Below are 25968 nucleotides of genomic sequence, written 5' to 3' on the forward strand. Positions count from 1 at the left end.
CCGTGCACAATCCGCACCCGACGTTGGGCATTGTGCACGCTGGTCCGGGAAAACCGCGCCTTCTAGTGTTTTGGCAGAGCGATCGAGCCACCACCTACAGGGCAGTCCGAGGCCCATCACAAGGAAACGGGGAAACATGAACAGGAATCGCCTCGCCGCGCTCGTAGTCGGAATCGCACTGGCTACCAGCGGTCTCGCCACCACGGCTTCCGCATCCACTCACACCACCGACTCCCACGGGAGCCAGGCGGCTTGTGGAGCGAGCAAGTACGCGAAGCCGGCGAATACGCACTCCACCCGAGTGATCGTCACCGGCAGCTGCGGTTTGATCAGGATCAAGCCCGGTACCACCCGAAACGTGAAGGTGTGCTTCAAGCCCAGCAGCGGCGGAACTCAGTGCGTCAACAAATACACGTATGCGAAGAAGGGACAGTGGACCACCCTGGCCACCGACGTCAAAGCCGGTACGAAGTACTTGCTGAACTTCAAGGCGACCAATAAGTCGTCGGGCCTGATCGCCGACTGACGGCCCAAGGGCTGTCCCGTAATCCCTGACGCCGCGCGCCGACCACCTCGGATTACGGGACAGCGCTTGCTCAGGTGCGGGTGGTAATCCAGAACTCCGCCGCGCACTTTCGTGTTCTCCCCGGCTCAAACGGTCCGGGGGGAACGTGCGTCGGGCAGTCCTTGCGCAGGGGGCCGCAGCTGCGGACCGCACGGGCGAGGATCAGGCTGTCCGTGTCGATCGTGGCTCCGTGCCCACAGTCGACCGCCTGCGCCGGGACACGTGCTGGTTCCCGGGACTGGGCTTGTCGGGAGACGGCTGCCGACGGAGCGAGCGTGTACGGGGCCGGGCTGCGGGGGACGGCACGGCCCGCCCGCGCTCCGTGGCACGGAACTCGCAGTCCATCACGGCCGACAGCACCGGGCCGGGGCAAGGCGGCCGCGCGTGCGCGGGCAGCTGCGCGCCGAGCGCCTCTCGGCCGTACGGGGCAGGGGGCGGGTGCGTCGGTGGAGGGACGTTTCAGCCCTGCTGGAACAATTCCGCGGGCAGGGGCTTGAGCAGGACGTACAGGTCGTCGGTGATCGGCCGGTCCCAGCTCGCGATGGTGACGAGCACACCGTCGCTCCGGTCGAACTGGACGCAGGAGATCCGGCTCTCCGAGAGCTTCACCCGGCGCACGATCAGCAGGTTGTCACCCTGCATGACCGGCATGTCCTCGGTGCCGGTGACCTCGACCGGTTCGTCGTTCTCCAGCGCGAGCAGCAGCTGGGCGACCTCGAACGGGACCTGGCCCTCCTCGGTCTCGCGGGCGGGCGAGCCCTCCGGGAGGTTGCCGATGATCATCGCGGGGCCCCGGCCGCCGAACAGGTCGTAGCGCAGGAAGACGCCCTGGCAGCTCCCGTCCGGCGCGGGCAGCAGACCCGCACCGAGGTTTCCGGGCCAGTCCCCCGGGTCCATGGCCAGGACGTCGAAGTCGGGGCCCGCGGGTGTGGCGGCGCTACGGCGGCGGAGGAAGGACATGCGGACATGGTACGTGGCCCGGCTCACGTCGCGGAGCCGGGTCCGGGCGCACCCGTTCCGCGGCACGGCCCGCCGGGCCGGTCGGACGTCGTGCCGAACCGGTGCCGCCGTGGCGATTCCGTGGCCGGTCGTCTCCGGTACCGGCACGGTCCCCGCGGCCGGGCCGGTGACACGGCAGCGGGCCGTCCGGGTGGTCCGGCCGGGGGCGGGACCGCACCGGGGCCCTCCCCCGCCCCCGGCGGCCCCGCGGTCAGTTGCCGGGCGGTTCGGCTCCGACCAGCCACATGGAGAAGAACTGCGCCCCGCCGCCGTAGGCGTGGCCCAGTGCCGTGCGCGCCCCGTCGACCTGGTGCTCACCGGCCCGTCCCCGTACCTGCAACGCGGCCTCGGCGAAGCGGATCATGCCCGAGGCGCCGATGGGGTTGGTGGAGAGCACACCGCCGGAGGGGTTCACCGGGAGATCGCCGTCGAACTCGGTGACGCCGGACTCGGTCAGCTTCCAGCCCTCGCCCTCGTCCGCGAAGCCGAGGTTCTCCAGCCACATCGGCTCGTACCAGGAGAACGGCACGTACATCTCCACGACGTCGATCTCCCGGCGTGGATCCACGATGCCCGCCTGCCGGTACACGTCGGCGGCGCAGTCCCGGCCGGCACGCGGGGAGACGAAGTCCTTGCCGGGGAAGAGCGTCGGCTCGCTGCGCATCGCACCGCCGTGCACCCAGGCGGGCGGGTGCGGTGAACGGTCCGCTCCGGCGCGGTCGGTGAGGATCATCGCGCAGGCCCCGTCGGAGGACGGGCAGGTCTCCGAGTAGCGGATGGGATCCCAGAGCATCGGGGCGGCCCTTACCTTCTCCAGGGTGATGTCCGGGTCGTGGATGTGCGCGTACGGGTTCTTCAGCGCGTTGCGGCGGTCCTTGTACGCGACGAGCGAGCCGATCGTGCCGGGTGCGCCGGCGCGGCGCATGTAGGCCCGCACGTGCGGGGCGAAGAAGCCGCCCGCCCCGGCGAGCAGCGGCTGCTGGAAGGGGATCGGGAGCGAGAGGCCCCACATGGCGTTGGACTCGGACTGCTTCTCGAAGGCGAGGGTGAGGACGGTGCGGTGTACCCGTGCGGAGACCAGGTTGGCGGCGACGAGCGCGGTGGATCCGCCGACCGAGCCCGCGGTGTGCACCCGCAGCATGGGTTTGCCGACCGCGCCGAGCGCATCGGCGAGGTACAGCTCGGGCATCATCAGGCCCTCGAAGAAGTCGGGGGCCTTGCCGATCACGACGGCGTCGATGTCCGTCCAGGTCAGCCCCGCGTCCTCCAGCGCCCGGAGGGCGGCTTCGCGGACGAGTCCGGCGATGGAGACGTCGCGGCGGGCCGAGGCGTGCTTCGTCTGGCCGATGCCGACGACGGCCACGGGCTCCTCAGGCATGGGCGCTCTCCCCCTCGAGTACGGCGACCAGGTTCTGTTGCAGGCAGGGCCCGGAGGTGGCGTGGGCGAGTGCCCGGTCGGACTCGCCGCGGTGGATGCGTGCCGCGGCCTCGCCGAGCCGGATCAGTCCGGCCGCCATGACGGGGTTGGCGGCGAGCGCGCCGCCGGACGGGTTGACCGTGACGGTGCCGTCGAGCCGGAGTGCCTTGCGCAGCACCACTTCCTGGGAGGTGAACGGGGCGTGCAGCTCGGCGGTGTCCACGGGGCGTTCGAAGGCACCGGCGCGTTCGGCGGCGAGCCGGGTGGACGGCGACTCGGTGAGTTCGCGCACCCCGAGGCCGTGCGCCTCGATGCGGTGGTCGATGCCGCGGATCCAGGCGGGGCGCGGGCACCGGGCCCGCGCGGTGTCGTCGGCGGCGAGGATCACGGCGGCAGCGCCGTCGCCGACGGGTGGGCAGTCGCCGGTGCGCAGCGGCCGTACGACGTAGTCGCCCGCCGGGACCGGCCCGGTGAGCTGGGCGTGCGGATTGTCCGCGGCGGCGGTGCGGCTGCGGGCGGCGATCGTGGCGAGTGCGGCCTCGTCGGTGTCGCCCGCGTCGATCAGTGCCTGGGCCTGGAGCGCGGCGAGCGCGACGGAGTCCGGCCAGAGCGGGCCGACGTAGTACGGGTCGAGCTGGCGGGTGAGGACGTCGCGCACGGTGCCGGGCGAGGACTTTCCGTAGGCGTAGACGAGTGCGGTGTCCGCCTGACCGGTGCGTATCTTGACCCATGCCTCGTACAGCGCCCAGGCGCCGTCCATCTCCACGTGGGACTCGGAGATCGGCGGGTAGGCGCCGACCCCGTCGAGCGCCATGGTGAAGGAGAAGGCGCGTCCTGCCAGGTAGTCGCTGGAGCCGGAGCAGGTGAAGCCGATGTCGCCGGTCGTGAGGCCGGTCGCGTCCAGGACCCGGTGGAGCACCGGCATCAGCATCTCGACCTCGGAGAGTTCGTCGGTGCGCCGCAGGTGATCCGTCTGGGCGAAGGCGACTATCGCCACGTCTCGCATCTACAGCAGCTCCTTGTAGGTGTCGTAGTCGGCGTCCGGCTCCCCGGTCGGCCGGTAGTGGTCGGGGTGGCGTCCTCCTCCGGTCCAGACGGGTTCGACCCGCAGGCCCATGCGCACCCGGTCGTACGGGATGCCGCCGATCCGGGCGTGCAGGGCGAGGTCCGCCCCGTCGAGGGCGACGTGCGCGTAGACGTAGGGGACCTCGATGTCGAGATTCCGGGCCTTGATGTTGACGACGCAGAAGGTGGTGACCGTGCCGCGCGGGCCGACCTCGACCCGTTCGGTGGTGGCGACGCCGCAGGTGGGGCAGGCGCCTCGGGGCGGTACGTGGACCTTGGCGCAGGACGGGCAGCGTTCCCCGACGACGCGGCGCCCGGACAGCGCGTCGAGGTACGCGCTCTGGGCGCGGCCGGGGGTGTACCGGTAGTCGAGCCGGGCCGGGGTCACGATGCCGAGCACGGGGTCGGCGAACTCGCCGCTGTGCGGGGCCGCTTCGCCCGCCTCGCCGTCGTGCGGCTCGAAGCAGGCGATGTCCGTGATGGCGCCGGTGCGCTCGGCGGCCCAGCGGATCCGGACCCGCATGCCGCTGCGGACGGTTTCGGGGCCGGGGGCGGCCAGGGCGTGCAGCAGGGAGGTGTCGGCGCCGTCCAGGCGCACCAGGACCCAGGCGAAGGGGGTGCCGAGCGGCTGGCCGGGGCGCGGGGCGGGGTTCCAGGCCCAGGTGGTGACGGTGCCGGTCGGGGCGACCTCGGTCAGGTCGCGGATCTCCGCCGCGGTGACGGGGTCGTACTCGACGGGCGGGACCAGGACCTTTCCCGCCTCGGTCCGGACGCCGAGGACGGTGCGTTGGCGCAGTCCGGTGAGGAAGGCGCTCTGGACCGGTCCGAGGGAGCGGGTGAAGGGGAATTCGACCACCAGGGGTGCGCTGAGGATGTCGGGCACGGTTGCCTCCTCGTTCAGGAGCGCCGGTAGACGGGCGGGCGCTTCTCGGCGAAGGCGCGGGCGCCTTCCTCGGCATCGTCGGTGGCGAAGACCGGCCACCCGTGTCTCAGTTCGGCCGCGAGGCCCTCGGTCTCGGTCAGGTCGGCGCTCTCGTACACGGATGCCTTGACGGCCTCTACGGCGAGCGGTCCGCAGGCGTTGATCCGCTCGGCGACGCCGAGGGCGGCTTCCAGGGCGGTGCCGTCGGGCACGACCCGGCCGATCAGCCCGATGGCGGCGGCCTCCTCCGCGCTGTAGGGGCGTCCCGTGAGGAGCATTTCGAGCGCGTGGGTACGGGCTATCTGGCGCGGCAGCCGTACCGTCGAGCCCCCGATGGGGAAGAGGCCGCGCCTGACCTCGAAGAGTCCGAAGGTGGCGCCCGCCGCGGCGATGCGGATGTCGGTGCCCTGGAGGATCTCGGTGCCGCCCGCGACGCAGGGGCCCTCGACGGCTGCGATCACCGGTTTGCGCGGTCGGTGGTGGCGCAGCATCGCCTTCCAGTGCAGGTCGGGGTCGGCCGTCATCCGGTCGCGGTACGCCTCGCCCTCCATCCCCCTGCCTGCCAGGGCCTTGAGGTCCATTCCGGCACAGAAGCAGCCGCCCGCGCCGGTGAGGACGATCGAGCGGATCGCGTCGTCCGCGTCCGCGGCCAGCCAGCCGTCGTACAGCCCGACCAGCATCGGCAGCGAGAGGGCGTTCTTCGCCTCGGGCCTGTTCAAGGTGAGCACCAGCGTCGCGCCCTCGCGCCGCACGGTGAGGTGTTCGGTACCGCCCATGGTTCGACTGCCTCCCGTCTCACGACCTGGCGGCCCTCCGGCGGGCCCTGCCGATCGCAGCACTGGAACAGGTTGCAGTAGGTCGATGGCCAGTTCAATAGTTTTCTGACAGGTAGTCAGATTTATTCGGTGGCGCCCTTCCCACTTGCGCCTCCCGGCGCTCTAATGACGCCGTGTCAGTCAGCAGCCGGGGTCAGGAGGAACGGTGGAGTACAACCTTGCCGACCTGTTCGAGTCGGTCGTCGACGCGGTCCCGGAACGCGAGGCGCTCGTCTACGTGGACCATCCGGGTACGGGCGCGGAACGCCGGCTGACGTACGCGGAGCTGGACGCGGCGGCCAACCGCATCGCCCACCACCTGCTGGACAGCGGGATCACCGCCGGTGAACACCTGGGGCTGCACCTCTACAACGGAATCGAGTACCTCCAGACGTTACTCGCCTGCCTCAAGGCCCGTGTCGTCCCGGTCAATGTCAACTACCGCTACGTGGAAGACGAGTTGGTCTACCTCTACCGGGACGCGGACCTGGCGGCCCTGGTCTTCGACGCCGAGTTCGACGACCGGGTCCGGATGGCCGCCCCGGAGGCCCCGGCTCTGCGCCACCTCATCCGGGTGGGTACGCCCGCGGCGGGTGTGCGGGGCCCGGACGCCGTGGCGTTCACGGACGCGGAGGCGGCCGGAAGCCCGGACCGCGGCTTCCCCCGGCGGTCCGCCGACGACCAGTTCATCATCTACACCGGGGGCACCACCGGGATGCCCAAGGGCGTGATGTGGCGCCAGGAGGACCTCTTCTTCTCCGGCCTCGGTGGGGGCGCGCCGACCGGCGAGCCGGTGCGGACCCCGCAGGAGCTGGCCGAGCGGGTGGCCGCGGGCGGGGACGGGATCACCTTCTTCCCCACTCCCCCGCTGATGCACGGGACATCGACACTCACCGCGTTCATCGCCTTCGACTTCGGCCAACGGGTCGTCCTCCACCGCAAGTTCGCACCCGAGGAGGTACTGCGGACGATCGAGAGGGAGAAGGTCACCAGCGTCTCACTGGTGGGCGACGCGATGCTGCGACCGCTGATCGACGCGCTGCGGGGGCCGCTGAGGGGCACCGACTGTTCGTCGCTGTTCTCCGTCTCCAGTTCGGGCGCGATCATGTCGGACTCGGTGCGCGCGGAGTTCCGGGCACTGGTGCCCACGGCGATGCTGCTGAACAACTTCGGTTCGTCGGAGTCCGGTTTCAACGGCACCGCGACGGCCGACTCGGGGCCGGAGAAGGGGTTCCGGCTCCAGGTCAACTCCCGTACGGCCGTGGTCGATCCGGCAACGCGCGAACCGGTGGCGCCCGGCGAGCCGGGGCGGCTCGCCCAGTGCGGCCACGTGCCGCTCGGCTACTACAACGATCCGCGCAAGACTGCCGACACGTTCTTCGAGCGGGAGGGGCAGCGCTGGGTCCTGCTCGGCGACATGGCGACCGTGGACGCGGACGGCATCGTCACCGTCCTGGGCCGGGGCTCGCAGTGCATCAACACCGGGGGCGAGAAGGTGTATCCCGAGGAGGTCGAGCAGGCACTGAAGGCGCACCCGGACGTGTACGACGCACTGGTCGCCGGAGTGCCGGACGAGCGGTGGGGCAGCCATGTCGCGGCCGTGGTGCAGTTGCGCGAGGGGGCGGCCGAGCCCTCGCTCGACGACGTCCAGACCCACTGCCGGTCCCGGCTGGCGGGCTACAAGGTCCCGCGACGGCTGGTGATCACCCCGCAGATCCGGCGCTCCCCGAGCGGCAAGGCCGACTACCGGTGGGCCCGCACGGTCGCCGCCGCCGGGCGCGAGGACTGACGACCCGGGAAGCACGCGGCGCCGGGGCCGGGAACGTTCCCGCCGGCCCGGACGTCCCCGTCGCGAGGCACCCGAACAGCCCTGCCCGGAGCCGTCGGACGAGCGCCCCGTCGCCACCGGGGCCGATCCCGCCAAGTGCCACGGCAGGACGTCCGCCTCCGGTGCGGGGCGGCGACACGTGCCGTGAGCCATTGCGGGGATACCGGGTACCCGACCGCTCACCCTATGTGGCAAAGGGGGTAGATCGCCCATAGCTTCGGCATATGAGAAACCGACACCTCAAGGCCCTGGTCCCGGTCGCGGTCCTCTCGACCGCGGGACTCGGGGCGTCCATACCGTCCGCCTCGGCCACGGCCCCCCATGTGGTGCGGCCGGGCCAGTCGATACAGAAGGCGGTGGACGCGGCCGCGCCGGGTGACACCGTCCTCGTCCAGCCCGGAACGTACCGGGAGACCGTCCTGGTCACCAAGCCCGGACTGACCCTGCGCGGCCACGGCGACCGGACCGTGATCCGTCCACCGGCCGGGAAGACGCCGAAGGCGGGGGCCGCCGACGCCTGCACGAAGGCCGGCAGCGGCATCTGCGTCCTGGGACGGTCCGGCGGGACCGTCGACGGCGTGACCATCGACTCGCTGACCGTCTCCGGCTTCCCGAAGCACGGCGTGTGGGCGTCCTGGACGGACCGGTTGTCCGTGCGGCGCGTGACCGCCGACCACAACGGTGTCTGGGGCATCGCCCAGGAACGTTCGACCCGGGGCTCGTTCGCCGGCAACACGGCACGCGCCAACGGCGACGCGGGCATCTTCGTCGCCAACACCGTCGACGAGGAGGGCGGCGCCACCGACACCCGGGGCACCGAGCTCCGGGACAACACGCTGACGGACAACCGCATCGGTTTCACCGCCAGGCGCGTCAGGAACCTCTCGGTCCACGACAACACGTTCACCGGCAACTGCAGCGGTGTGTTCGTGGTGGGCGACGAGGGCAGACCGCAGGCCGGGGCCATGACGATCCGGGCGAACCGGATCAACGCGAACAACAAGTACTGCGCCAAGACGGAACGGCTGCCCGCCATCCAGGGGTCCGGCATCGTGCTGACCGGCACCGTGGACACGCAGGTGCGGGCGAACACGATCAGCGACAACGTGGGCGCCACACCGATGTCGGGCGGCGTCGTGCTGTTCAAGAGCTTCGTGGGCGCGAAGAACACCGGCAACACCGTCAGCGGCAACGTCACGCTCGGCAACAAGCCCGCCGACCTGGCCGACGGCGACACCGGCAAGGGCAACACCTTCACCACCAACGTCTGCGCGAGGTCCGCACCGGCCGGGATGTGCTGACCGGGGCACCCGCACGAGGAGAAGCGATTCAGCATGACCACTGTGAGTCCCACCCCCGCAACCACCCCCGCCTCGACCACCGTCCACGCCTCCGTCCCGCACCCCGTCGCACCACCGCAGCCGGCCATGCAGCTGCGCGAGATCGTCTTCGGGGCGGCCCGCGCCGCCGCCGTGCGCGCCGCGGCCCGCCTCGGCGTCGCCGACGCACTGGGCGACACACCCGCCGACGCGCAGGAGCTCGCCACGCTGGTGGGGACCGAACCGGCGCCGCTGCGCAGGCTGCTGCGCGCCCTGTCCTGCTACGGGATCTTCACCGAGACACCGGACGGGTGCTTCGCGCACACCGAGATGTCCCGGCTGCTGCGCGAGGACGACCCGCACAGCCTGCGCGACATCTCGCTGTGGTGCACCGAACCCTGGACCTGGGAGGTGTGGCCCCGTCTCGACGACGCGGTGCGCACCGGCCGGAGCGTCTTCCCGGACGTGCACGGCAAGGGGTTCTTCGACTACCTGCACCAGGACGCCCACGAGTCGGCGCAGATCTTCAACCGGGCCATGACCACCTCCAGTGTGCAGTCCGCACTGGACGTCGCCGAACTCCTCGATCTCACCGGGGTTTCCTCGGTCGCCGACATCGGCGGCGGCCAGGGCCACGTGCTGGCGAGTCTGCTGGAGAAGCACCCGTCGCTGCGCGGCACCCTGATGGACCTGCCGGGCGTGGTGGCACGGGCCGACGCCCGGCTGCGGGACGAGGGCGCCCTCGTCGACCGCACCCGGATCGTGGCCGGGGACTGCCGCGAGGCCATCCCGGTCGAGGCCGACCTCTACATCATCAAGAACATCCTGGAATGGGACGACGACAGCACACGCCGGACCCTGCGCAACGTGGCCGCCGCGGCCCGCCCGGGGGCCCGGGTCGTCGTCATCGAGAACCTCGTCGACGACAGCCCCTCGATGCGGTTCACCACCGCGATGGACCTGCTGCTGCTCCTCAACGTCGGCGGTGCCAAGCACACCACGGACAGCCTGGTCGGCCGGATCTCCGGCGCCGGCCTGACGATCGACAGGATCGTGCCGGTCAACGCCTACCTGCACGCCTTCGAATGCGTGGTGCCCGGCTGAGCCCGCGCACCGGGAAGGAACGGGAGCGCCCCGGGTCCGGCGGTCCGGCCGGACCCGGGGCGCTCCCCCGTCCGCGCGCCACTATCCGTCGGTCGCGCGTTCCCACCGGTAGAACTCGTGGGCCATGGCGTCCTTCGGGCTGCGCCAGGTCTCCGGGTCGTACGCGCTCACATGGGCGCTGAGCCGTTCGCTGATGGCCTTGAACTCCGGGTGCTGCGTCACCTTGGCGATCTCGGGGCCCGGCGGGCGCTCCGACTCGATCAGGTGCAGGTAGACGTCGCCGAACTGGAAGAGCTTGCGCCGGGTGACACCGACGAGGTGCGGCAGTTCGGTGCTGTCGGAGGCGGCGAACAGTTCGGCGATGGCCGGCGCCGAACCGGGTGCCATCCGGGCGACGATCAGGGCGTGGTGCATCGTTGCGGGCCTTTCTCGATCCCGGCCCGGCACCCGGTGTGTCACCGGGTGCCGGGCCGTGTGCGTTTCTTTGGGGGGCGGGGCCGAGGTCAGCCTGCCGACACCGGGGCGGCGCGGCGCTCACGGGCACGCTGCTCGATCTTGTCGCGGATGAGGCCCATCTGGACCTTGGAGTTGCGGTTGATGTTGTCGGTCATCCACGCGTCGTCGACGGGTGCGTCGGGCCGCATCGCGAAGTCCTGGGTCCAGTGCATCCTCGTGCCGCCGGGAACCTCGGAGTACTCCCAGCGGATGTCCATGTGCTGGAACGGGCCCGGCTCGACACGGCGGGCGCGGACCGTGCGGGCGGCGCGGTCGACGGTGCGCTCGGAGACCCAGCTCCAGACCTTGTCGTTCTCGTCGGGATGCATGGTCAGGCGGAACTTCGTCCGGTCGCCGTCGCGTTCGACGACCTCGACCGCGGCGTACTCGCTGAACAGGCTCGGCCAGTTCTCCAGGTCGTTCGTCACGTCCCAGACCAGGTCCAGGGGCGCGGCGATGATGATCTCGTTCTCGGTGTGTCCGGACACGTCAGGCTCCTTGCATGAGGCTGTTGTTGACGAGGTCGAGGAATTCCCGGGGGGTCTTGCAGCGGTCGGCGTCGGTCGGCAGTGCCCTGCCGTGCCGGTTCTCGAGCACGCCGACGATGCCGAGGAGGCCCAGCGAGTCGAGGCCGAACTCGTCGAAGGCGGTCCCGGGGCGCTGTTCCATCTCGTGCGGGTCCACGGTGAGTCCGGCGCCCTTCTTCATCAGGACGGCGAGTTCCGCGTAGGTCAGTCGGTCGGTCATGAGGTTTTCTTCCTTACTCACGAGGGGGTGTCGGTGGAGGCCCGCAGCACCATCGCCGCGTTCGAGCCCATGAGCCCCCGGCTGAGCACCAGCGCCGTCCGCAGTTCGGCGGGGCGGGCGCTGCCGGTGACGACGTCGAGGTCGTGGCACACCTCGTAGACGTTCGGCGTGGGCGGTATCAGGGCGTTCTCCATGGCGAGCACGGCGGCGGCCGTGTCCAGGACCGGCGCTCCGCAGTAGGCGCGGCCGGTTCCGGTCTTGGGCGCCGTCACCGGGACCTGTCTGCCGTGCGCGCCGAGCGCGTCCGCGATGGCGAGTGCCTCGGCCCGGTCGGCGGCCGGAACACCGAGCGCGTCCGCGAAGACGACGTCGATCTCGTCCGGCGCACAGTCGGCCTCGCGCAGCGCACCGATGATCGCCTGGGCAAGTCCCTCACGGGACTCCTCCCAACGGGACGCCCCGGTGAAGGTGGCGGCGTGTCCGGCGACCTCGGCCCGGATCCGGGCCCCGCGTCGGCGGGCCGACTGCTCCTCCTCGACGACCAGCATGGCGCCGCCCTCGGCCGGGACGAATCCGCAGGCGTCCGAGGTGAACGGCAGGTAGGCGCGGGTCGGTTCGTCGCGGGTGCTCAGGTCCGCGTAGCCGAGCTGGCACACCACCGAGTAGGGCGCCAGCGGGGCCTCGGCCGCGCCGACCACCACCGCCTCGGCACCGCCGCGGATCGAACGGGCGGCGTGTGCCAGGGCGTCCAGGCCGCCCGCCTCGTCGCTGGCCACGACCGCGCACGGCCCCTTGAAGCCGCCGCGGATCGAGATCTGGCCGGTGCTGGCGGCGTAGAACCAGGCGATGGACTGGTAGGGGCCCACGTAGGTGGAACCCTGCCCCCACAGGCGCTGGAGTTCGCGCTGGCCGAATTCGCCGCCGCCGGATCCGGCGGCGGTCACCACGCCGACGTCGAACGGTGTGTTCTCGTAGTCGGCGCGGCCCAGCCGGGCGTCGTCCAGCGCGATGTCCGCGGCGGCCATCGCGAAGTGCGTGAACCGGTCGGTCTGGACGACGAAGCGTTCCTCGATCAGTTCGGCGGCCTCGAAGTCACGCACCTCGCCCGCGATCCGCAGCGGGAGGTGCTCGCACCCCTCGCGGGTGACCCGGTCCAGGACGCTGATCCCTTCGTGGGTCCGTTTCCAGAACCCCTCGGTGCCGGTTCCGCCGGGGGCGACGACACCGATGCCGGTGACGACGGTGCGCCGCGCTCTGCGGGTTCTCATGGTGTCCTCCCACCTGTTCGGCTCAGGGCCACCGCGGACTGGAATCCGCCGAAGCCGCTGCCGACCGAGAGGACGTTGCGCAGCTTCAGCGGACGGGCGGTGCGCGGCACGTAGTCGAGGTCGCACTCCGGGTCCGGGCTCTCGTAGTTGGCCGTCGGCGGCACGGTCTGGTGGACCAGCGCGAGCACGCAGGCGGCGATCTCTATCGCCCCGATCGCCCCCAGCGAGTGGCCGACCATGGATTTGATCGAACTCATCGGCACGTCGTAGGCGTGCGCGCCCAGCGCCCGCTTCACGGCGGCCGTCTCGTGCCGGTCGTTCTGCTTGGTGCCCGAGCCGTGCGCGTTGACGTAGTCGATCTGCGAGCCGTCGAGCCGGGCGTGGCCGAGTGCGCGGTCGATCGCCTCGGCCATCTCCAGTCCCTCGGGTGTCAGCCCGGTCATGTGGTAGGCGTTGCCGAAGGTGGCGTAGCCGGTGATCTCGCAGTACACGGTCGCGCCGCGGGCGCGGGCGTGCTCCAGCTCCTCCAGGACGAGCACCGCGCCGCCCTCGCCCATGACGAACCCGTCGCGGCGGGCGTCGAACGGCCGGGAGGCGTGCTCCGGGTCGTCGTTGTTGGGCGAGGTGGCCTTGATCGCGTCGAAGCACGCCACGGTGATCGGGGTGATCGGCGAGTCCGACGCCCCGGCGACGCAGACGTCCGCGCGGCCCTCCTCGATGGTCTGGAAGGCGTATCCGATCGCGTCGAGACCGGAGGTGCAGCCCGTGGACACGGTCTGCACCGGTCCGTGCGCGCCGACCTGCTCGGCGACCGCCGAGGCGAGGGTGCTGGGCGAGAAGGCCCGTTCCAGATGGGGGCCGGCGGGCCGGTGGTCGACGTCCCATCGGGTTCCGCCGGCGCTGACGGCGACGTAGTCGTGCTCCAGCCGGGTGGTGCCGCCGACCGCGGTGCCCAGCGACACCCCCATGCGCCAGGGGTCCTCCTTCCCCGGATCGAGCCCCGCGTCGGCGAGGGCCTCCCGGGCGGCCACCATCGCGAACTGGACGTAGCGGTCCGCCCTGGCGACCTGGTCGGCGTCCAGCCCGTGCGCCGCCGGATCGAAGTCGCACTCGGCGGCGATGCGGGAGCGGAAGCCGGTGGGGTCGAAGAGCGTGATGCCGCGGGTCGCGGTCCGTCCGTTCGCGAGGAGGTCCCAGAAGGCCGGCGTGCCGATGCCGCCGGGCGCGACGACACCGACGCCGGTGACCGCCACGCGTCGGGTCATGAGGGGGCCTCCGTCCGCTCCGGCGGCATGACACGGTCGGCGGACCCGGTGTGCTCGGTGTCGACGTGGCCGAGTTCCGGTCGCGGGGCGAGCGGGCCGAGGTGGAAGACCATGCGCGCCTCGACATCGCCCACGTTGCGGAACCTGTGGCGTACGTGCGGAGGGATCAGCAGGCCCTGGTCGGGCCGCATCCGGTACGGCTCGTCGTCCAGGTCCACTTCCAGGAGACCGTCGACGACGTACACGAACTCCTCGGAGTACGGGTGATAGTGCTCGCCGATGCGGTCGCCGGGCTGGACGATGGCCAGCCCCATGAAGCCGCTCGTGGCTCCCACCGCCGTCGGGGTGAGCATGGCGCGGAGGTCTCCCCCGCGCCTGCGGTTGGGCTGCGTCTCGCTGAGGTCCACGATGCGTGGCCGGTGCGTGGTCATGTCTGCTTTCCTCCTGGCACGTTGCGCGTTGTAGTGACGGGTCGAGCGAGAACCCCCCAGGGGGCGCGGATGCCCGGGTCAGGACTCCGAGGCCCGCCGATCGGTGATCAGCGCCATCTCGGCCCTCCTGAGGAAGTCCGGGATCTCCCGGTCGTCGGTGGGGACGGCGTTCGCGGCGCCGTCGAGGAGTCGTCCGAGCCGGGCGAGCTTGCCGGGGCCGTCGATGCCGACCGCCTGGGCGGGGTGCGCGTCGATGGGGCCGGCCGCTTCGAGGAGGCGGACCACGACGTCGTCGCGCTGGAAGATGGTGCTGCTGTCGATGATGCTCGCCGGGTCGTCGGCCGCCTCCTCGTCGTGTGCGGCGAGCAGTCGGGCGAGCGCCATGCCGCAGCCCTCCTTCGCCTGGTAGAAGAGCGCGTGGCGGCGGACGTCCTCGGCCTTGTGCCGGCCGGCGGTGACGTGGTGGACGGTCGGCAGCGCCGCCCGGGTGAAGAACATCCGGGCGCTGTCCGGGTCGCTGAGGTCCCGGTCCTGCTCCAGGTACGGGTTGATGGCCTCCTCGACGGCCCGGACCTCGGGCTGTCTGGCGACGTGGCGCAGGGCCGCGAGGAGATCGCCCTCGACCTCGACGGCCCGCACGACGCGGTTCCCGTGCATGAAGAGCGAGGTACGGCGCAAACGGGTGTCCTCGTCGACACGCGCGTTCGGCGACTCGTAATCGGCGAGGATCTTGGCCACGATGTCCTCGCTGCCGGGCTGGACGGTGAAGGTGAGCGCGTGGCGCACCACCCCGTCGCCCAGGCGGGGAGACGCCTGGAGCTTGCCCTTGGCCGCCTCGGGCGCCGCCTCGAACGCCTTCCCGGTCTCCCGCAGGACGCTGAAGCGCAGCGAACGGGTGTCGCGCACGCAGTTGTGCAGCGGCTGGACCGTCGCCACGTGCTCCTCGCTGTTCACCCAGGCGAGGAACGGCGGGGCGCTCTCCCATTCGCTGGTGATCAGCCACTGCGAGGGGTTCTCGATGGACTGGCACAGTTGGTCGCTGATGTGCCCGGGGACGGACGCCACCTGGTTGCGCAGGTGTTCGTACGCCTCCAGGAACTGCTTCTGGGCGCCGTCGTACAGGTCCAGCAGCAGCACGACGCGCAGCCTGGACCCGTCGAACGCGGACTGGGAGATCCGTTCCGAGAGGGTGCTGGTCATCATGGGGTCTCCTTCGAGACGGTGTGGCGGGCAGCGCGGAAGGCATGCCGTCGACCGTCGGTTGGCGAGTGGTGTCGGAGCGGGGACTCTCCCGGCGGATGTGAGCGGTCCACCCAGTCACGGCGGGCATCGTCTCCGTGACCGATCGTGAAACGCTGGTCCGGGTGGCGCGAGATTTATGAACCGTTCAGGTGAGCGGCCGTCCGAACCGCTCCGGCGAGGGCATGGAACCAGTGCTGCGAACAAAAGGCCCCACCGGCTCGCGACTCCCGGCACGGCACCTCGCCGCGTCGTCGCATCGCCCGCGTACGTGTCCCCGTACGGGGGCGCCTCCCGCACCGCGAGCCTCCCCCGGCACCCCCTGTCCGGGCGCGGCACCAGGCAATCGAACGGCGTCCGAGCTGGAGCAACAGATGAACGAGAACGTCGACATCCGCGTACCGGTCCTCATCGTGGGCGGCTCCCTGGTGGGCCTGTCCACATCACTCTTCCTCGGCCGGCTCGGCATCGAGCACCTGGTGGTCGAGAAGCACCGTTCCACCTCGACGCATCCGCGCGGCCGGGGCAACAACGTGCGCACGATGGAGGTGTTCCGCACGGCGGGCGCCGAGCCGGGCATCCGCCGCGCGGCATCGGTGCTGGCCGACAACCACGGCATCCTGCAGGCGGGGTCGCTGACCGGGGACGACCAGGAGTGGCTGTTCAAGGAGATCGACCCGGGCGGCGGTCTCGCCCGCTTCAGCCCGACCGGGTGGTGTCTGTGCAGTCAGAACGACCTGGAACCCGTGTTGCTGGACCTTGCCCGCGAGCAGGGCGGCGACCTGCGTTTCTCCACCGAGTTGCAGAGCTTCGAGCAGGACCGTTCCGGGGTGGACGCGGCTCTCAAGTGCCGGGAGACCGGTGAGCACATCAGTGTCCGGGCGGACTACCTCGTCGCGGCCGACGGTGCACGCAGCCCGATCCGTGAACAGTTGCGCATCGGCCGGACCGGGCCCGGCGACCTCTTCCACAACGTCAGCATCACCTTCCGTTCCCGGCGGCTCGCCGAGGTGGTGGGCGACCGCCGGTTCATCGTCTGCTACCTGACCAACCCTGCGGCGGACGGTGCCCTGCTGCCGGTCGACAACGAGCAGGAGTGGGTGTTCCACGCCCCGTGGCAGCCGCAACTCGGTGAAATGCTCGACGACTTCACCGACGAGCGGTGCGCCGGGCACATCCGTGCGGCGGTCGGTGATCCGGACCTCGACGTCGAGATCACCGGGCGGGCGCCGTGGCACGCGGCCGAACGGGTGGCACAGCGGTACGGGTCCGGGCGGATCTTCCTCGCCGGGGACTCGGCCCACGAGATGTCCCCCACCGGTGCGTTCGGCTCCAACACCGGAATCCAGGACGCCCACAACCTGGCCTGGAAGCTGGCCGCCGTGCTGAGGGGCGAGGCGGGACCCGGCCTGCTGGACACCTACGAGGCGGAGCGGCTGCCGGTGGCGCGGGCGACCAGCGCGCGGGCCTCGGCGCGTTCGAGCGAGCACAGCCACCCCGGCTACTCCCCGGCCCCGGGTGCGGGCGGCGGCAGGCAGGGCGGCATGCTGACCGTGGCATTGGGCTACCGCTACGTCCGGGGCGCCGTGCTGGGCGCCGATCCGGACCAGCCGGTGGTACCGGAACGGATGCAGTTGGACGGCCGGCCCGGCAGCCGCGCACCACATCTTTGGGTGCGTCGGGCCGGTGCGCGCAAGTCGACGCTGGACCTGTACGAGAGCACGTTCGTCCTGCTCGTCGACGGCGGGGACACGGCCTGGCGGCAGGCTGCCGAGCGGGTCTCCGCACGTCTGTCGGTACGGCTGCGGGTGTACGGCATCGGCCCCGGGGCCGATCTGGAGCCGGAGGGCGGGGCCGACTGGGCCGAGGCCCACGGCACGACGACCGAGGGAGCCGTCCTGGTGCGCCCCGACGCCTTCGTGGCCTGGCGGTCGACGGGCCCCGCCGCCGACCCGGACGCCACCCTCCAGGAGGTCCTGACCTCGCTGCTGCACCGGTCCTGACCGGCCCGCGGCGTCTCCCGGCCGGTCCGGTCCGCCGGTCCGGTCCCATGGCAAGAGGGGCGATGCGAACGCACCGCGTCGCCCCTCTTGCCATGGGCCGGAACATCCTGAATTACTTCTCCCGAAAGATCGACCGAATGATCGGTCGCCTGCTCGGAAGAGGGAGATCCGGATGACGGCTCTGCTGGACTCGGCGGAACGACTGGGCCGGGACGAGCTGGAGGCCCTCCAGCTGGAGCGGTTGCGGGCCACGCTGCACCACGCGTACGAGAACGTCGGCCACTACCGCGCCGCGTTCGACGCGGCCGGGCTGCGTCCGGACGACTGCCGCTCGCTCGCCGATCTGGCGCGCTTCCCCTTCACGACCAAGGCGGATCTGCGCGACAACTACCCCTTCGGCATGTTCGCCGTGCCCGAGGACCGTGTGGCCAGGATCCACGCGTCCAGCGGGACGACGGGGCGTCCGACCGTCGTCGGCTACACGCGGCGGGACCTGGACACCTGGGCGGACGTGATGGCCCGCTCGATCCGCGCCGCCGGGGGCCGCCCCGGACAGAAGGTCCATGTGGCCTACGGATACGGGCTGTTCACCGGCGGTCTGGGGGCGCACTACGGGGCGGAGAGGCTCGGCTGCACGGTGATCCCCGCCTCCGGCGGGATGACGGGGCGTCAAGTGCAGCTGATCCAGGACTTCCGGCCCGAGATCATCATGGTGACGCCGTCGTACGTGCTGACGCTCCTCGACGAGTTCGAGCGTCGCGGCATCGACCCCCGGTCCACGTCCCTGAAGGTCGGGATCTTCGGCGCCGAGCCGTGGACCGAGGAGATGCGGCGCGAGATCGAGGAGCGGTTCGCCATCGACGCCGTCGACATCTACGGGTTGTCGGAGGTGATCGGGCCCGGCGTGGCGCAGGAGTGCGTGGAGACCAAGGACGGGCTGCACATCTGGGAGGACCACTTCTACCCCGAGGTCGTCGACCCGCTCACCGGGGAGGTCCTGCCGGACGGCGAGGAGGGGGAACTGGTCCTCACCTCGCTCACCAAGGAGGCCATGCCGGTGATCCGCTACCGGACCAGGGACCTCACCCGGCTGCTGCCGGGCACGGCGAGGGTGTTCCGGCGGATGGAGAAGGTGACCGGGCGCAGCGACGACCTGGTGATCCTGCGCGGGGTGAACCTCTTCCCGACGCAGATCGAGGAGATCGTGCTGCGTACCCCGGGCGTGGCGCCGCACTTCCAGTTGCGGCTGACCCGCGAGGGCCGCCTGGACGCCCTGACCGTGCGGGCGGAGGCCCGGCCGGACGCCGCGCCGGAGCAGCGGAAGGCCGCCGCCTCGTCGATCGCCGCCGCGGTGAAGGCCGGGATCGGGGTGTCGGTCGGGGTCGAGATCGTCGATCCCGAGACGCTGGAGCGTTCGGTCGGGAAGTTCCGGCGGATCGTGGACGAGCGAGGCGGGCGGTAGGCGCTCGCGCACGGTCCCGGGGCGTGGCGTCCCGGGACCGTGCGCGAGGCGTCACGCGAACCGGTCGCGCAGTTCCCGCTTGAGGATCTTCCCGCTGGCGTTGCGCGGGAGTTCGTCCACGAACAGGACCCGCTTCGGGGCCTTGAAGCGGGCGAGCCGCTCCCGTGCGTGGTCGACGAGTTCGGCCTCGGTCGCCTCGCCGCGCAGTACGACCACGGCGGTCACCGCCTCGATCCAGCGCTCGTCGGGCAGTCCGACGACGGCGACCTCGGCGACCGACGGGTGGGTGTAGAGGGCGTCCTCGACCTGGCGGGAGGCGACGAGGACACCGCCCGAGTTGATGACGTCCTTCACCCGGTCGACGACCGTGAGGAAGCCCTCGGCGTCGCGCACGGCGAGGTCGCCCGAGTGGAACCAGCCGTCCCGGAACGCCTCGCTGGTCTCCTCCGGCTTGTCCCAGTAGCCCGAGCACAACTGGGGCGAGCGGTAGACCACTTCACCGGCCGTGCCGTCGGGCACCTCCTTGCCGTTCTCGTCGACGACCCTGGCCTCGACGAACAGCACGGGTCTGCCGCAGGAGTCCATCCGGCCCTCGTGCTCCTCGGGTCCCAGGACGGTGGCGAGCGGCCCGATCTCGCTCTGCCCGAAGCAGTTGTGGAACGCGAGGCCGGGCAGCCGGTCGCGGAGCCGTTCCAGCACGGGCACGGGCATGATCGAGGCGCCGTAGTACGCCTTGCGCAGCCCGGAGAGCTCGCGGGTGGTGAATCCGGGGTGCTGGGAGATGCCGATCCACACGGTCGGCGGGGCGAAGAGGCTGTCCGCCCGTCCCGACTCGACGAGGTCGAAGATCCGGTCCACGTCGGGTGCGTCGAGGATGGTGTTCGATGCGCCGACGGCCAGGTAGGGCAGCAGGAAGACGTGCATCTGCGCGGAGTGGTACAGCGGCAGGGAGTGGACGGGCCGGTCGTCGGCGCGCAGGCCGAGCGCCGTGATGGCGCTGACGTACTCGTGGACGAGTGCGCCGTGGGTCATCATCGCGCCCTTGGGGAGCGCGGTGGTGCCCGAGGTGTAGAGCAGCTGGACGAGGTCCTCGGCGGACGTTTCGCGTTCCGGGGCGAAGGGGCGCGGGGTGGCGAGGGCGTCGAGGAAGGAGTCGGGTGCGTCGCGCAGCGCGCGTACGGCGAACCGGTCCGGCAGCCGGTAGGCGAGGTCCGGGTCGGTGAGGACGAGGGTGCTGCCGGACTGGTCGAGGAGGTACGCGAGGTCGTCGCCGGTGAGGTTCTGGTTGACCGGTACGTGGACCAGGCCCGCGCGGGCGCAGGCGAGGAAGCCGATCAGGTACGCGTCCGAGTTGTGCGCGTAGCAGGCGACCCGGTCGCCGGGGCGCAGCCGGTGCTCGGTGGTGAGGACCGCCGCCGCCGTGCTCACCGCCTCGTCCAGCTCCGCGTAGCTCCAGCCCCGCTGCCCGTACCGGACGGCGGTGCGCCCGGGGGTGCGACGCGCGCTGCGGGCCACGACGCCGTCGACTGTGCTGCTCCGTACACCTGTCATGGCGCGATCTTGTGCGGCCGGGCGCCTGTGGTCAAGGGTCGGGACACCGGTCGGGTCCGGCGGAGCGGCCCTGGCGGATCGTTCCCGGGCCCCGTTCAGAGCAGCGCGGCCAGGGCGGCCGCCGTGACCGCGGCGAGCGCGGCGCCCGCGCCGGCGACCAGGGTGCTGGTGTGGCGCACGCCGAACGACGGTGCGCGGGTGGTCGCGTTCTCCGGGTCGGCGGCGGCGTAGTACACCGTGAGGAGGTCCCCCTCGGCCGGGGTGAGCCGTGCCTGCCGTTCCTCGAAGACGACGGTCCGCCCTTCGGACGTGCGGAACTCCAGGGTCGGGTGGGTCTGGACGACCGGGACCCCCTCGGCGTCCTGGACCTCCTCGGTGCGCACCCGTGTGCACCGGGCCTCGGCGGTGAGGCCGTCGGCCCAGGCGGCCCGCAGCCGGGGGCCCTGGAGCTGCCGGTCCAGGGCCCTGCCGAAGGCCACGGCCGCGCCCGCGGAGACGACGAAGTACACGAGGGCGATGACCATGGCTCTCCCGGAATGCTGTCGGCCCTGTCGGGTGTCCGCGCCGTCGAACGGAAGGACGGCACCTGGACCGCCATGATCCCGTGGCGGTCCCCGGTCGGCAAGGGCCGATCGCGCCCCGTCGCGGCGCCGCGCCCGTTCGCCTGACGGTGCGTCACAGGGCGCCCGGCCGGTCCTCCCAGTACGGGTCGCGCAGCCGCCGCTTGTACAGCTTGCCGTTGGGATCGCGGGGCATCTCCTGGACGAAGCCGACGCCCCGGGGGAGTTTGTATCCGGCGAGGCGGCCCTCGCAGTGGCGCAGGATCGCGGCGGCGAGCGCGTCCCCCGCCTCGTGCCCCGGCGCCGGCTCGACGACGGCCCGGACCTCTTCGCCCCAGTCGGGGTGGGGGATGCCGAAGACTGCCGCGTCCGCGACCGCGGGGTGACCGAGCAGGACGCCCTCGATCTCGACGGGGTAGATGTTGACGCCACCGGAGATGATCATGTCGATCTTGCGGTCGCGGAGGAAGAGGTGGCCGTCCTCGTCGAGGATGCCGAGGTCGCCCACGGTGAAGAAGTCGCCGATCCGGTTCTTCGCCGTCTTGGCCTCGTCCTTGTGGTAGCGGAAGCCGCCGGTGTCCATCCGCATGTAGACGGTGCCGAGTTCGCCGGGCGGCAGGCGGTTGCCGTCGTCGTCGAACACGGCGAGTTCGCTGATCGGCCAGGCCCTGCCGACGGTGCCCGGCTTCTTGAGCCAGTCCTCGGCGGTGGCGAAGGCGCCGCCGCCCTCGCTTGCCGCGTAGTACTCCTCGACGCACTTGCCCCACCAGTCGATCATGGCGCGTTTGACGTGGTCGGGGCAGGGTGCGGCGCCGTGGATGGCGTGACGCATGGTCGTGACGTCGTAGCGCCGCTTCACCTCGTCGGGCAGTGCCAGCAGGCGGTGGAACTGAGTGGGGACCATGTGCGTGTGGGTGCAGCGGTGGGTGTCGATGAGCCGCAGCATCTCCTCGGGCGCCCAGGTGTCCATCAGGACGAGTCGGTGGCCGATGTGCAGGGACGCGCCCGCGAACTGGAGGACGGCCGTGTGGTAGAGCGGCGAGCAGACCAGGTGGACGTTGTCGTCGAAGGGTTCGATGCCGAAGATGCCGAGGAAGCCGCCGAGATGGCTCTCCTCGGGGAGTCGGCCGGGCAGCGGGCGGCGGATGCCGCGCGGCCTGCCGGTGGTGCCGGAGGTGTAGTTCATGACCCAGCCGAGCGTGCGGTCCTCGGGCGGCGTGCCGGGCCGGCCCTCGGCCAGGTCGGCGTACGGCCGGAAGCCGTCGATCGCGCCGACGGCGTAGCGGTGCGCGGCCGGGAGCCCGGCCTCGTCGGCGGCGGCGATCGCCGCCGGGGCGAACCGCTCGTGGGCGATGAGGGCCTTGGCGCCGGAGTCGGACACGATCCAGGCGATCTCGGGACCGACGAAATGGTGGTTGACGGGGACGAGGTAGAGGCCCGCCTGGGCGGCGGCCAGGTAGGCGGTGACGAACTCGACGCCGTTGGGCAGGACGACCGCGAAGGCGTCGCCGCGCCGGAGCCCGGCGGCGCGCAGTCCGTGGACCAGGCGGTTGGCCGCCGCGTGGAGCCGGCCCGCCGTCCAGTCCTCGCCGTCGGGCGCGGTCAGCACCGTGCGGCCGGGGTCGGCGGCGGCCTGGGCCCAGAAGCCGTTGGGCGGCTGTGTCATGAGGCGCTCCGTCCGGCGATGCGGTTGATGCGGTCCACGGCGCGTTCGAAACCGCGGGTCAGGTCGTCGAACACGGCCTGTACTCCGCGTTCGCTGTTCATCCGGCCGACGATCTGGCCGACCGGGGTGCCGAGCAGTGCGCCGGTCTCGTACTTCTGGATGCGGGACACGGCCTCGGCGACGAGCAGCCCCTGGAGCGGCATGGGCAGGGCGCCCGGGCCCGAGGGGTCGTCCCAGGCGTCGGTCCACCGGGTGCGCAGCTGACGGGCCGGTTTACCGGTGAGGGCGCGGGAGCGGACGGTGTCGCCGGAGCCCGCGGCAAGGAGCTTGCGGGTCAGCGCGCGGGAGTGCAGGTCGGCTTCCTCCGTGGTCAGCCAGAGCGAACCGAGCCAGACGCCCTGGGCGCCCAGGGCGAGTCCGGCGGCGATCTGTTCGCCCGATCCGATGCCGCCCGCGGCGAGGACGGGGAGCGGTCCCACCGCGTCGACCACGTCCGGGACCAGGACCATCGAGGCGATCTCTCCGGTGTGGCCGCCCGCCTCGTACCCCTGGGCCACGACGACGTCGATGCCCGCGTCGGCGTGGTGGCGGGCGTGCCGGGCGCTGCCTGCGAGTGCGGCGACGAGGACGCCCCGGTCGTGGGCGCGGTCGACGACGTCGGCAGGGGGCGATCCGAGCGCGTTGGCGAGGAGTTTGATGGGGTAGTCGAAGGCGACGTCGAGCTGGCTCCGGGCGACGTCCTCCATCCAGCCGGTGATGCGCCAGCCGGACGTCTCGCCCTCGCCGAGCTCCGGTACGCCGTGCTCGGCGAGGGTGTCCCGGACGAACCGGCGGTGTCCGGCCGGGATCATCGCCTCGACGTCGGCCTCGGTGATCCCTTCCACCTTCTTGGCGGGCATGACGACGTCGAGGCCGTACGGCTTGCCGTCGGTGTGCTCCTGCATCCAGTCGAGGTCGCGCGCCAGGTCGTCCGGGGCGGTGTAGCGGACCGCGCCGAGTACGCCGAATCCGCCGGCCCGGGTGATGGCGGCGGCCACCGCCGGGAAGGGCGTGAAGCCGAAGATGGCGTGCTCGACTCCCAGTTCCTTGCTCAGCTCCGTCTCCATGGGGCGCAGGATGCCGCAGCCGGCCGGTCGAGGGAAGAGATTTTCTGATGCCGTGTCAGATTCTTTGTGCCGCCCGAGGCATCCCCGGCGGCGGCGGTGACAGTAACCTCTGCGGCGGAAAGAAGTTTCATCTTCGGACGTGATTTCGAAAATTACTTTCGTACGGTGGGAAGGGGTTCCGGATGACCGAGGACGCGACGCACGGCAGAGGCATCGGCCGACGCGGGCTGGGCGGTGGCATGCTGGCCCTGGGCGGGGCACTCGCCCTGGCACCGATCCCGTTCGCGGGACCGGCGTCGGCCACGGAATCGGGGACGGGTTCGGCGGGAATGGAAGCGGAACCGGCAGCGGCGTCCGGGCGGTCGCGGCCGACGCTGCGGCGCGGATCCCCGGCGCGGGCCGGGCTGTTGGCGGAACACCTGGACCAACTGGTGGCCGACGCGGAGAGATACCTCGGCCCCTCCCCCCAACACCCGTGGTATGCCGGGGCGGTGCTGCTTGCGGGCCGGGGCGGCACGGTGGCGCTGCACCGTCCGATCGGCAAGGCGGTGCGCTACTCCGGTTACGACGAGAAGACCGACACCGGGGTGGAGTTCCCGCCGGAGCGGCAGATCGCCATGGCCGAGGACACGGTCTTCGACCTGGCCTCGGTGTCCAAGCTGTTCACCTCGATCCTGGCCGTGCAGCAGATCGAGCGCGGGACGCTGGAGCTGGAGGCGAGGGTCGCCTCGTACCTGCCCGACTTCGCCGGCGGCGGCAAGCAGGACATCACCATCCGTCAGCTGCTCACGCACACGTCGGGGTTCCGGTCCTGGATCCCGCTGTACGACGCGCCGACGCGGGAGGGGAAGCTGGAGCTGCTGTGGAAGGAGATGCCGGCCAGCCCGCCCGGCACCGTCTATCTGTACTCCGACCTCAATCTGATCTCCTTGCAACTGGTGCTGGAGAAGATCACCGGCCGCACCCAGGATGTTCTGCTCCGCGAGGAGATCACCGCTCCGCTCGGGATGCACCGCACCCGGTACAACCCGCCTGCCTCCTGGAAGCCGAAGATCGCGGCGACGGAGGACGCCCGCGCCCCGTGGTCCGGCCTGGACCGCGGCCTGGTCTGGGGCGAGGTGCACGACGAGAACGCATACGGCCTGGGCGGAGTGGCGGGGCACGCCGGGGTCTTCTCCTGCGCCTGGGACCTCGCGGTCCTCGCCCGCACCCTGCTCAACGGCGGGGTCTACGGCCGCGCCAGGATCCTCTCCGAGGCATCGGTGGACCTGCTGTTCACCGACTTCAACACCGCGTTCCCCGGCGACGCGCACGGCCTCGGCTTCGAGCTCTACCAGCACTGGTACATGGGTGCGATGGCGACACCGAGCACCGCCGGACACACCGGCTTCACCGGCACCAGTCTGGTCCTGGACCCGACGACCGACTCGTTCCTGATCGTCCTCGGCAACTCGGTGCACCCGGTGCGCAACTGGCGTTCCGGGAGCGCCCCGCGCGTCGCCGCCGCCAACCGGATGGCGCGGGCCGTCGCGGTCCGTCCCGCCACAGGGCGCACGGCGTGGTTCTCGGGCATGGCGAGCGCCGCCAGCGCCACCCTCACCCTGCCCGCGCTGCGCCTTGCCCCGTCCCGGGCGGCCCGGCTGCGCTGCGCCCTGTGGTGGGACACCGAGCCCGGGTCCGACGTCCTCCTCCTGGAGGCGTCCGCGGACGGCGGAACGTCCTGGCAGGCGGTGCCGTTCAGCACCGAACCGCGGGCCGGGCAGGGCCGCCCGGCACCCGAACCGCATCCGACGGGTTCGGTCTCCGGCTGGTCCGGCCGGCTCTGGCACCGGCTCGACGCCGACCTCGACGCGTGGCGCGGCAAGGAGGTCCGGCTGCGGTGGCGGTACACCACGGACCAGTTGTACGTCGGACGCGGGGCGTACGTGGACGCGGTCCGGGTCGAGAGCGGCGGCCGTACCGTCTTCGACGGGAGCGGGCGGGCGGACGCGGCCCGGATCGAGGCGCGGGGCTGGACCGCCTCGGCGGACTGAGGGCCGGGCGGCTCCGGGCCCGTGTCCTCGCGCTGCCGTCGCACGGCCCGGCCTCCGACCGGACGGCGACAGCGGTGCGGAGCGGGCGCGGACCGGCCGGTCCGCACC

At 71.7% G+C, this 25968-nt stretch carries 23 protein-coding genes; 7 read left to right on the plus strand and 16 right to left on the minus strand.

Going from position 1 to position 25968, the window contains the following annotated elements; all coding sequences use genetic code 11:
- Positions 1 to 136: 136 nt before the first annotated feature.
- A complete protein-coding gene (locus tag ACFC79_RS17460) occupies positions 137 to 526 on the plus strand; it encodes a hypothetical protein (protein ID WP_376240964.1) in 390 nt (129 codons plus the stop codon).
- 498 nt (positions 527 to 1024) lie between these two features.
- Here the strand turns inward: ACFC79_RS17460 and ACFC79_RS17465 are convergent, their stop codons facing one another.
- From ACFC79_RS17465 to ACFC79_RS17485, 5 genes are all read right to left on the minus strand, one after another.
- Entirely contained in the window at positions 1025 to 1525 is a 501-nt protein-coding gene (locus ACFC79_RS17465; protein WP_376240965.1) for a hypothetical protein, read from the minus strand.
- Between the two features lie 250 nt (positions 1526 to 1775).
- The gene (locus ACFC79_RS17470) at positions 1776 to 2942 is read right to left on the minus strand and encodes a thiolase domain-containing protein (protein WP_376240967.1); all 1167 of its coding nucleotides are present in this window, start codon (positions 2940 to 2942) and stop codon (positions 1776 to 1778) included.
- The gene (locus ACFC79_RS17475) at positions 2935 to 3987 is read right to left on the minus strand and encodes a thiolase domain-containing protein (protein WP_376240969.1); all 1053 of its coding nucleotides are present in this window, start codon (positions 3985 to 3987) and stop codon (positions 2935 to 2937) included. Before ACFC79_RS17475 ends, ACFC79_RS17470 begins: the two co-directional genes overlap by 8 nt.
- Complete coding sequence (locus ACFC79_RS17480; protein WP_376240971.1) at positions 3988 to 4929, minus strand: Zn-ribbon domain-containing OB-fold protein; 942 nt, start codon at positions 4927 to 4929, stop codon at positions 3988 to 3990.
- Positions 4930 to 4943: 14 nt separating this feature from the next.
- The gene (locus ACFC79_RS17485) at positions 4944 to 5744 is read right to left on the minus strand and encodes a crotonase/enoyl-CoA hydratase family protein (RefSeq protein ID WP_376240973.1); all 801 of its coding nucleotides are present in this window, start codon (positions 5742 to 5744) and stop codon (positions 4944 to 4946) included.
- Positions 5745 to 5949: 205 nt separating this feature from the next.
- On the opposite strand from ACFC79_RS17485, the gene ACFC79_RS17490 reads away from it, so the two are divergent.
- The 3 genes from ACFC79_RS17490 to ACFC79_RS17500 all read left to right on the plus strand — a co-directional run bounded on the left by ACFC79_RS17490 (position 5950) and on the right by ACFC79_RS17500 (position 10034).
- Positions 5950 to 7572, plus strand: a complete 1623-nt coding sequence (locus tag ACFC79_RS17490; protein WP_376240975.1) for an acyl-CoA synthetase — start codon at positions 5950 to 5952, stop codon at positions 7570 to 7572.
- Positions 7573 to 7835: 263 nt separating this feature from the next.
- On the plus strand, positions 7836 to 8912 hold the full coding sequence (locus ACFC79_RS17495) for a nitrous oxide reductase family maturation protein NosD (RefSeq protein ID WP_376240977.1): 1077 nt from the start codon (positions 7836 to 7838) through the stop codon (positions 8910 to 8912).
- Between the two features lie 33 nt (positions 8913 to 8945).
- The gene (locus tag ACFC79_RS17500) at positions 8946 to 10034 is read left to right on the plus strand and encodes a methyltransferase (RefSeq protein ID WP_376240979.1); all 1089 of its coding nucleotides are present in this window, start codon (positions 8946 to 8948) and stop codon (positions 10032 to 10034) included.
- Positions 10035 to 10115: 81 nt separating this feature from the next.
- On the opposite strand, the gene ACFC79_RS17505 is transcribed toward ACFC79_RS17500, so the two are convergent.
- The 7 genes from ACFC79_RS17505 to ACFC79_RS17535 all read right to left on the minus strand — a co-directional run bounded on the left by ACFC79_RS17505 (position 10116) and on the right by ACFC79_RS17535 (position 15440).
- Positions 10116 to 10448, minus strand: coding sequence for a TcmI family type II polyketide cyclase (locus tag ACFC79_RS17505; RefSeq protein WP_376240981.1), 333 nt, complete (start codon positions 10446 to 10448; stop codon positions 10116 to 10118).
- An 89-nt stretch (positions 10449 to 10537) separates the two neighbouring features.
- Positions 10538 to 11017: an SRPBCC family protein gene (locus ACFC79_RS17510; RefSeq protein WP_376240983.1), complete on the minus strand. Its 480-nt coding sequence runs from the start codon at positions 11015 to 11017 to the stop codon at positions 10538 to 10540.
- A 1-nt stretch (position 11018) separates the two neighbouring features.
- A complete protein-coding gene (locus tag ACFC79_RS17515) occupies positions 11019 to 11276 on the minus strand; it encodes a phosphopantetheine-binding protein (protein WP_376240985.1) in 258 nt (85 codons plus the stop codon).
- A 17-nt stretch (positions 11277 to 11293) separates the two neighbouring features.
- On the minus strand, positions 11294 to 12544 hold the full coding sequence (locus tag ACFC79_RS17520; protein WP_376240987.1) for a beta-ketoacyl synthase N-terminal-like domain-containing protein: 1251 nt from the start codon (positions 12542 to 12544) through the stop codon (positions 11294 to 11296).
- Positions 12541 to 13809: a beta-ketoacyl-[acyl-carrier-protein] synthase family protein gene (locus ACFC79_RS17525; protein WP_376240989.1), complete on the minus strand. Its 1269-nt coding sequence runs from the start codon at positions 13807 to 13809 to the stop codon at positions 12541 to 12543. Before ACFC79_RS17525 ends, ACFC79_RS17520 begins: the two co-directional genes overlap by 4 nt.
- Positions 13806 to 14240: a cupin domain-containing protein gene (locus tag ACFC79_RS17530; protein WP_376240991.1), complete on the minus strand. Its 435-nt coding sequence runs from the start codon at positions 14238 to 14240 to the stop codon at positions 13806 to 13808. Before ACFC79_RS17530 ends, ACFC79_RS17525 begins: the two co-directional genes overlap by 4 nt.
- 78 nt (positions 14241 to 14318) lie before the next feature.
- Positions 14319 to 15440 carry a SchA/CurD-like domain-containing protein gene (locus ACFC79_RS17535; protein WP_376241022.1) on the minus strand — a complete coding sequence of 374 codons (1122 nt, stop codon included), beginning with the start codon at positions 15438 to 15440 and terminating at the stop codon, positions 14319 to 14321.
- Positions 15441 to 15853: 413 nt separating this feature from the next.
- Between ACFC79_RS17535 and ACFC79_RS17540 the strand changes: the two genes are divergently transcribed.
- Positions 15854 to 17482, plus strand: coding sequence for an FAD-dependent oxidoreductase (locus ACFC79_RS17540; RefSeq protein ID WP_376240993.1), 1629 nt, complete (start codon positions 15854 to 15856; stop codon positions 17480 to 17482).
- Between the two features lie 172 nt (positions 17483 to 17654).
- A complete protein-coding gene (gene paaK, locus ACFC79_RS17545; protein ID WP_376240995.1) occupies positions 17655 to 18944 on the plus strand; it encodes a phenylacetate--CoA ligase PaaK in 1290 nt (429 codons plus the stop codon).
- Positions 18945 to 18995: 51 nt separating this feature from the next.
- Here the strand turns inward: paaK and ACFC79_RS17550 are convergent, their stop codons facing one another.
- The 4 genes from ACFC79_RS17550 to ACFC79_RS17565 form a co-directional block, all read right to left on the minus strand.
- Positions 18996 to 20495, minus strand: coding sequence for an acyl-CoA synthetase (locus tag ACFC79_RS17550; protein WP_376240997.1), 1500 nt, complete (start codon positions 20493 to 20495; stop codon positions 18996 to 18998).
- A gap of 95 nt (positions 20496 to 20590) precedes the next feature.
- Complete coding sequence (locus tag ACFC79_RS17555) at positions 20591 to 21019, minus strand: DUF3592 domain-containing protein (protein WP_376240999.1); 429 nt, start codon at positions 21017 to 21019, stop codon at positions 20591 to 20593.
- 151 nt (positions 21020 to 21170) lie between these two features.
- Complete coding sequence (locus tag ACFC79_RS17560; RefSeq protein WP_376241001.1) at positions 21171 to 22721, minus strand: acyl-CoA synthetase; 1551 nt, start codon at positions 22719 to 22721, stop codon at positions 21171 to 21173.
- Positions 22718 to 23827: an NAD(P)H-dependent flavin oxidoreductase gene (locus ACFC79_RS17565; RefSeq protein WP_376241003.1), complete on the minus strand. Its 1110-nt coding sequence runs from the start codon at positions 23825 to 23827 to the stop codon at positions 22718 to 22720. Before ACFC79_RS17565 ends, ACFC79_RS17560 begins: the two co-directional genes overlap by 4 nt.
- Before the next feature lie 182 nt (positions 23828 to 24009).
- Here ACFC79_RS17565 and ACFC79_RS17570 point away from each other — a divergent pair, with 182 nt between their 5' ends.
- Positions 24010 to 25860, plus strand: coding sequence for a serine hydrolase (locus ACFC79_RS17570; protein WP_376241005.1), 1851 nt, complete (start codon positions 24010 to 24012; stop codon positions 25858 to 25860).
- The last annotated feature ends 108 nt before the right edge of the window (positions 25861 to 25968 follow it).

Source organism: Streptomyces sp. NPDC056061, from assembly GCF_042266885.1.
In the GTDB taxonomy this organism is placed as follows: domain Bacteria; phylum Actinomycetota; class Actinomycetes; order Streptomycetales; family Streptomycetaceae; genus Streptomyces.